The sequence below is a fragment of the Bacillus sp. GMa5/1 genome, assembly GCF_050172015.1.
Taxonomy (GTDB): Bacteria; Bacillota; Bacilli; order Bacillales; family Bacillaceae_G; genus Bacillus_A; species Bacillus_A cereus.
In genome coordinates, this window is sequence record NZ_JBNLYC010000171.1 from 1 (window position 1) to 7750 (window position 7750).

Below are 7750 nucleotides of genomic sequence, written 5' to 3' on the forward strand. Positions count from 1 at the left end.
TTCAAATCAACAGCAAAATATCGTTGAATAAAAACAGCATGAATAAGTATTTTGTTATTCATTTCTCTTTTTCATATAATCTTTTTCACATTGCAACGGCTTAAATTTCACTTTTTTCCCTTTCTTCTTTTTCGTTTTTATAACGAGCCATTCCCCTTTTTCAACGTCTAGTTTTAGGCGTTTCATTACATTGATATTATCTTTTTCTTTATAAAGTAAAAATGCTTCTTGCGCCCTCACAAATAGGCTGGGCTGTTCGCTAAATCCACCACTATCATAAATTTTAGTTAGCGAAGTATAATAAGAATCATTTTCCTTTCCACCATACATCAAATGAGCAGCCTCCAGATCTCTTTTACTTACTTCCCAAAAACTATGTTCATCAATATTTAAATTAAATGTGGATTTAATGTCCTGTATTATATTCTTCACATACTTTTCATCTCTAACTTTTCTTTCTTCGAGACAATCCGAAGATAACTCTGGTGCGTCTGATTGGGAATGTACAACGTGTTGTATCGATACACACAGAATAAATACGCTTAAAATGTAAAATATTTTTTTCATATTTACATATCACCTCAAATGATTTAGATACTATATCATTTGAGGCTTACAATATTCTTATGCTAATAATAAGAAAGATCCTATAAAATAAAATTTTTATAGGATCTTTCCTTTTAATATTGCTTTATCAAATTCACGGGCGGGGCAACTACCTTACTACTTTTCACATCATATAATCCTATAGGTGTTACTCGTATAAAAGGCAAGTGCGTCGCAGAAAAGAATAAAATTGTAAATGCTGGATCATCATACGCGTAGCCACGCTCTTGTAGTAATTTCACCATCTGTTTCTCTTCCTGTATTAATTCTCTCATTTTTAAATTAGACATAATCCCGAGCAATGGTAATGCTATTTCGTGTAACACTTCATTGTTTTCTACTATGACCATTCCACCACCGAGCTCTTTTACTCTACGAAAAGCTGTAAGCATATCTTCTTTTCTTTTTCCGATAAGAATGATGTCACCTGTACCAGAATAAGAGCTAGCAAGCCCACCTAGTTCTTTTGCAAAACCTTTCACAGCTATATTCACTTGCCAACTGCCATCACGAGCAATCATCATAAGGAAACATTCATCATGATCTGTGGACAATTCATCACAGTCTATATTGATTTCACTAGTGTATGGTTTTGTAATAACGTTATTTAATAAGTGTATCCCCGTTTTATTAGAGAAAATCATATCCTCTTTTTCTATTGACCAATCTAATGATAATGGAGTTACTTTATGTTTACTCCAGTCTATATGTAATGCCTCATGTGTATTTACACCGTCACGCTTCACCCATTTCCCCTTTGCAAGGACACTAATTGGTACTGGGTTTTCTTTACTTTCTAAAATATTGATATTAGCAATTCTACCTGTCGCAATCGAACCATGTACATGTTCCATATTATAATAACGAGCAATATTATAACTTGCCATATCGTATGCATCTATTACTGGCACTCCTTGTTTTATCGCGGTAGAAATCATAACGTTTGTCATTCCATTCTCATAAAACGAAGGATGTGAGCCGTCTGTTGTAAAAAAGAATCTATCAAACTGCTTTACGCCTAGTTCCAACAATTCTTTCAGTAAAACTTCTAAATCTGGGCGGATTGAAGAATTTCTTAGGGAAACAGTGTAACCTTGCATAAGACGAGTGAAAGCTTCCTGCCCTGTCATCGCTTCATGATCACAATCTGTACCTAACAGTTTTAACTTCGCTAAAGTCGTTTCAGATGCACCTGGAAAATGTCCTTCTACTTTCTTCTGCAATCGCTTCGTTTCCTGCATCCAAGTTAACATTTCATCATCGCCATGTAATAGTTTTGGCCACGCTGTTAGTTCGCCGCCTTGAAGAACTGCTTTATGCTTAAGCCATTCTATTATTTCTTCACGATTAAATAAAGTTTCCCCGTTTTGCAATTCAGTTTGTCCATCAAAACGACACCACCAATACATACTTGCTGGAATCTTATTGAATTCATCTAATAAACGAAATGCTTCTTCACGCTTTAATGTGAAAAATAAAGTTAAATTATCATTAATAAAAGTTGTTGTCCCAAACTGCATCGCATGATTCGCTAAAGTTTCAGGATTATATAATTGATATGGATGTGCATGAGGTTCTATGTAACTTGGAACTACATACTTTCCATCACAATCAATGACTTCACATTCATGCAGTTGCGCTGGCAGCTTTTCCCCTACATAAACAATCCGGTCATCATAGATCCAAATATTTGCTTGCATCCACTCGCGCATATAGGAATTTAAATAAGTTGCGTTCTTACATAAAATGTGCGGACTTCTTTTACCATCTATTACTTCAACATGCTCTCGTAATTGTTTATTACTCCATTTATAATGATTTTCCCCCATTGTATTCAACTCCAAATCAACTCATAATTATTTTGATTAAAACGAGAAATACTTAACTAACTAAAGTATTTTCCATTCATAACTCCCCAATTGGCGCCCCTATATCCTTCATTATATTTAATAATTTTAAAAATAACAATTTTCAGAACTACATACCTTTTTTATCCAAAATAAAAAGAATGTCATGTAACTGACATCCTTTTTATTTTTATCGTAAGCATTAAGATTGATTTTCACTTTGAAATACACTTGATGCCATATCATAAATGCAACTACTGTCCATAGTTGCGAACTTAAAAAAGCACCTCTTTTAAATATAACTATAACAAAATTCCATTCACTTTCTTTTCATCTATTTATTAAATTCAATTTGCATCATTTTATTAAACTGCGGAACAATATCGACCCCACCTATAGAGTTGAGACTGATAGCCAATGTATGTTTGCCTCCAATTACTCCCCCAGCAAAAGTTGTAAATCCAGGAATTCCTCCTCCATGCCCCCAAACTGAAACACCGTTTGGAAGTTTAGTCTCATAGATTCCAAGACCGTATGCGTCACCAACCCCTTTTCCTTCTATAGGAATTGTAGTAAGCATTTCTTTTAGCTCGCGCTCCTTCAGTAACTTACCACCGAGTAAAGATGAAAAGAACTTATTTAAATCATCCGCATTAGAAATCATATCTCCAGCTGCATTAGCTAAACTCGGATTATAATAAGTAATATCTTTCAACTCGCCTGTTCCTTCCATTTTCACATATCCACGAGCATGATTCTTTCCTGGGATGACGGGTGAATTTCCTGGTAAAAACGTATTTGATAGGTCCAAAGGTTCAATAATTCGCTTTTCGATTTCTTCCGCATAACTATTTCCGGTTATTTTTTCAATAAGCATTCCTAGTATTACGTATCCTGTGTTTGAATACAACCAGTCTTTTCCCGGCGAAAAATCTGGAGGCAGCGAAAGACCTATTTTCACTATTTCTTCTGCTGTATACGTTTTTTTCGAATTCATTATGTCCGCGTCTTTTGACTTTAAGTATTCAGCGATACCACTCGTATGATTCAAAAGTTGTCGTATCGTAATTTGATTACCATCATACCCATTTTCTTGCACGAGACCCGGTAGCCACTTTTCAATTGGATCGTCAAGTTGTAAGCGATTTTCTCCCACTAATTGAAGAATAGTCGTGGCAGTAAACGACTTCGTCACACTACCAATCCGAAAGCGATAATCCGAATTCACCGGTTTCTTTGTACTTAAGTCCGCCACGCCAGCAGTAAAACTACTAGTTTTTCCGTTATTAGACGCCTTAGCTAATATTCCTACAGCACCAAGCTGTACTGTTTCCTGCATTACTTGTTTCCAGCCATTACGATTCTTTTGATCATGTACTTGTGACGAACTAGAAATATTTTGAGTTGACTCTGCAGTCACAGTAAAACCAGGTGTAAATAGAGCAGTACCCGCTAATAAAACTGCAAAACTTGCTAACTTAATTGAATTACATTTTTTCATAAGGCTTTCTCTCCTCCATTAATATCGGATTGATTCAAGCTATACTTTCATCCTATATGATAAATCTCTCTTTTTTCTTATCCATTCCTTACGAAATACTTACGTTTAAATTTAAATACGGTAAACTGAGGAAGAGTTATGCATGCAAATAAAAAGAGAACATGTTTTCATTTTTTATGTAAACATGTTCTCTTAAACATTTAAAATTCTATATCAACTTTTCATCCTATTCTTTACACAACTAATTTATATTCCTTTTTACCAGCCCGCACTAGCATTCATACCATTTCCAATAATAGAAAGTAATAGCGGCCATAATACTGGTCCTAGTGTAAGAAATACATTTAGAAGTATGAGCATTCTATATCCAACGGTGAAATTGTGATTTTTACGATTAACAAATACTAAACTGATTAATGATATTATAGTTGTTAAAAATAATACTAACATTAGCAACCAATACCACACCATTAAACTAAGACTCCATGGTGTTAATAGCTCATGTATGATACAAAATGAGATTCCTAATACAGAAAAACTAAAACTAGTCACCGCTGTTTTTATAAGCCATTTATTTATTTTTTTATCGTATGTATTTTTACAATATAAATCTATTAAAGTATATAAAGATAAATATGCCATTAATACACCTATCCAAGACAATAACCAGTCTCCGTCCCCTTTGAATAATACGTACAGTAACCAACACATACCTACTGCTGAAAAAACAAAGGAAATAAGTATGCTTTTTAATACCGATTTCATTACATTTTCACACCCTTAAAAAATCAAAAATTAATTATGATTTATAAAAATTAAGTATAAGTTAACATGTAATGAAGTATAAGTAAATAAAGTTAATTTTGTTTACCTATTTGAATACGGTTTCATATAAGAAAATAATTCATGTTAATCAAATTTCCATATAAAAAAGAAAAGGTAAATATTTATGTATCCACCTTCCCATCTCCCTCTACCCACTTCATTATTTCTTCCACATCTAAATCCGTATACGTCTTTTCACCATAACGAACAGACTCATATAACGAGATAATATCCCTTGTTCTACAAATTCTTTTTAACCATTGTTGCATCGTTTCATAGGACCTTCTCTGTTCATGAAATGGTAATGTTCTTTCCCATTCAACTAACGTTTTTCTTATCTTATCTGTCGGTAACAGCTGTTCTAACTGATGAATGACTTTTTCATTCTTTATGCTTCTTACCGCAGTGTGCTTTGTAACCAATTCTTTCTCCTGTACTATTTCTGTTTTCGTCAATTTTTTCCTAATATACTTGTAGATGGCATATATAATTGATATTGCAATTATCACATAAAAAGCTATAGTAATCCATATATTTGAAAGAACAGAAAGCACGTCACTCCATAGACTTTCTCTTTCGAAAGGTTGAAATTTTTTACCCGTTTTCGTTCTTATACCTGTATCTTCTACTTCTTCATATTCATCTTCATCTATTTTGGAATCATCGAAATTTTCACCTATACTAGTAAAATCATAATTTCTTTCCGATATTGTCTTAGTCTTACTGAAAAAACGCTCTTTTACTATGTCTTGTACATACACAACACCTTGTGATAACGTTATCGCACTAATCGCAAAGAAAAGTATGATTAAAGTTCTTACACTCCATAACTTCACTTTCATATGCCGCTTCTTATTCACCATGACATAAGCCCCTTCTTATTCTTTCATTACAATCCATTTATTCGTTCTACTGAATTTCTTTGGTGAAGTACCAATAATTAAAGGAACCGCATCCAGTTCCTTTCGACGAAAGCCTGCTGTGTAAAAGTAAGAAGAAGATATAGGCGTATCTTGGTCTGATATCGAGGCAAGTACCTTTAATACATTTTGCAAATGTTTCCGATTATCCCCATTTTTTATATGTAGCAAACCGTTATCTTTTACACTATTGATCCATACTTCAAACGAACAGTTTTGCATAAGAAGTTGTTTGCATATACCTGCTGTTAATTCAATTAGTTCCTCTATATCATTTCGCAAAGAAACACCACTTTTATTTTGCAAGTTGAGATAAATCGCGTATTTATCACATTGTGTTCGCTCATACTTTTTCGCAGTTATCGTCCCTGTTTTCGCTGTTGCACTCCAGTGGATGGAACGAAAATCTTCATTTTCATAAGACTTTACTCCCATTACTTTCGTTTCATCATATAAGGGTGAAGACATCGCTTTTCGAAATCCTCGTGACCATTCTTGTAATTCAGGAACTTGTATTTTCGGAACAGCTGGTAAGACTAAATAAGAGGGCGTATCAACTTGTTTATATGTTATATGGTTCGTTATAAATCCAAAGAGATCAGTAATAACAATTTCAACTTCTTCCCATTTCGCGATGCCTCTTTTTAACGCTACAGCTTGCAAATCAAATGAAACTGACTCCCTTCCTTTTAAATTAAAATTCATATAATAATTTGAACCTGTACTATGATTTTTGTTTATTTCATCATGATTCCAAGTTAGCTTATTTTCACATTTAAATCGAAATACGATATTAAGAATAGGAAATATCGACTTGTTTGAAATTTTCATTTTGCACATATTCGTTTCACCTATAAAAACATTCGAACTCCCTTGACTGTATTCCCATTCAACACGAGATACTTTACGTATATATACATGCATAGCACCTATTAAAATTACATATAAAAATACGAGAGATAAAAACAGTAGATTACTTGAAAATACACTTAAAATAACGGCTACAACTGACATAACTCCCATTACGAAAGGCTCCGCTAAAGGTGTATACACAAGCTGTTGATTCATCGTACATTCTCCACTGGCACACTAATCGTATGAAGAATTTCTTTCATAATTTGTTCTTTCGTCGTTTTCATCTCTCCCTCAATCGTTAACGTTAAACGATGAGCACAAACTGATGCAGCGAGCTTCTTAATATCATCTGGCGTACAGTAATCTCTTTCATTTAATATTGCCCGTGCTTGAATTGCTCTCATAAATGCCAACATTCCCCGGGGGCTTACACCAATTTCAATTAACTCATGGTTACGAGTTGCTTTAATAATTTCAAGGAGATAATCTTGCACATCATTCCCTACTAACACTTCTCTTGCACGCTTTTGCATCGTAATAATTTCTTCACTTGAAATAATAGAATGTAACGTTTCTAACGGATCATTCATTTGAAACCGATTCATCATTTCCTTTTCAGCTTCTCTCGTAGGATAACCTTGGCGTATTGTGAGTAAAAACCGGTCTAACTGAGCATCTGGTAAAGGAAATGTGCCCGCTGATTCGAGTGGATTTTGCGTTGCTATAACTAAAAAAGGTTCTGGTAATGAATGTGTCTGTTTCGCAATTGTAACAGTACGCTCTTCCATAACCTCAAGTAACGAAGATTGTGTTCTCGGTACAGCTCGATTAATTTCATCCACTAATACGATATTTGCAAAAATAGGACCTAACCTCGTTTTAAAATCCGATTCCTTCACATCAAAATATTCAAGGCCAATAACATCTCCAGGCAAAGTATCCGCTGTAAATTGTATTCTTTGAAATTTAGCGTCCACACTTTTAGCCAAACTTTTCGCTAATGTTGTTTTTCCTGTCCCAGGTACATCTTCTAATAAAATATGTCCCCTTGCTATTAGAGCAATGGCTGCTAGTTCTATCGATTCGTCTTTTCCTATAATAACCTTCGAAATATTATTAGTAATTTTCTTTAATGTACTCATATAGTATCTACCACCTTTAAATTATCTAAAAATTTAGAATTTATTTTTTCCAAA

The 7750-nt window shown here is 33.9% G+C and carries 7 protein-coding genes; all 7 read right to left on the bottom strand.

The genetic code is table 11. From position 1 onward, the window contains the following. Positions 1–54: 54 nt before the first annotated feature. Positions 55–567 carry a hypothetical protein gene (locus tag ACQGSG_RS24095; protein ID WP_000719378.1) on the bottom strand — a complete coding sequence of 171 codons (513 nt, stop codon included), beginning with the start codon at positions 565–567 and terminating at the stop codon, positions 55–57. A gap of 113 nt (positions 568–680) precedes the next feature. Continuing rightward, positions 681–2435, bottom strand: a complete 1755-nt coding sequence (locus tag ACQGSG_RS24100) for an adenine deaminase (RefSeq protein ID WP_214632029.1) — start codon at positions 2433–2435, stop codon at positions 681–683. 352 nt (positions 2436–2787) lie between these two features. Then, complete coding sequence (locus ACQGSG_RS24105) at positions 2788–3954, bottom strand: serine hydrolase domain-containing protein (protein WP_325843138.1); 1167 nt, start codon at positions 3952–3954, stop codon at positions 2788–2790. A 258-nt stretch (positions 3955–4212) separates the two neighbouring features. Further along, positions 4213–4719, bottom strand: coding sequence for a DUF3902 family protein (locus ACQGSG_RS24110; protein ID WP_000843833.1), 507 nt, complete (start codon positions 4717–4719; stop codon positions 4213–4215). A 182-nt stretch (positions 4720–4901) separates the two neighbouring features. Next, entirely contained in the window at positions 4902–5642 is a 741-nt protein-coding gene (locus ACQGSG_RS24115; protein ID WP_000247508.1) for a hypothetical protein, read from the bottom strand. Between the two features lie 15 nt (positions 5643–5657). Then, a complete protein-coding gene (locus ACQGSG_RS24120) occupies positions 5658–6767 on the bottom strand; it encodes a DUF58 domain-containing protein (RefSeq protein ID WP_214632032.1) in 1110 nt (369 codons plus the stop codon). Beyond that, the gene (locus tag ACQGSG_RS24125; protein ID WP_214632033.1) at positions 6764–7696 is read right to left on the bottom strand and encodes an AAA family ATPase; all 933 of its coding nucleotides are present in this window, start codon (positions 7694–7696) and stop codon (positions 6764–6766) included. The genes ACQGSG_RS24120 and ACQGSG_RS24125 overlap by 4 nt, the downstream gene beginning before the upstream one ends. Between the last annotated feature and the right edge of the window lie 54 nt (positions 7697–7750).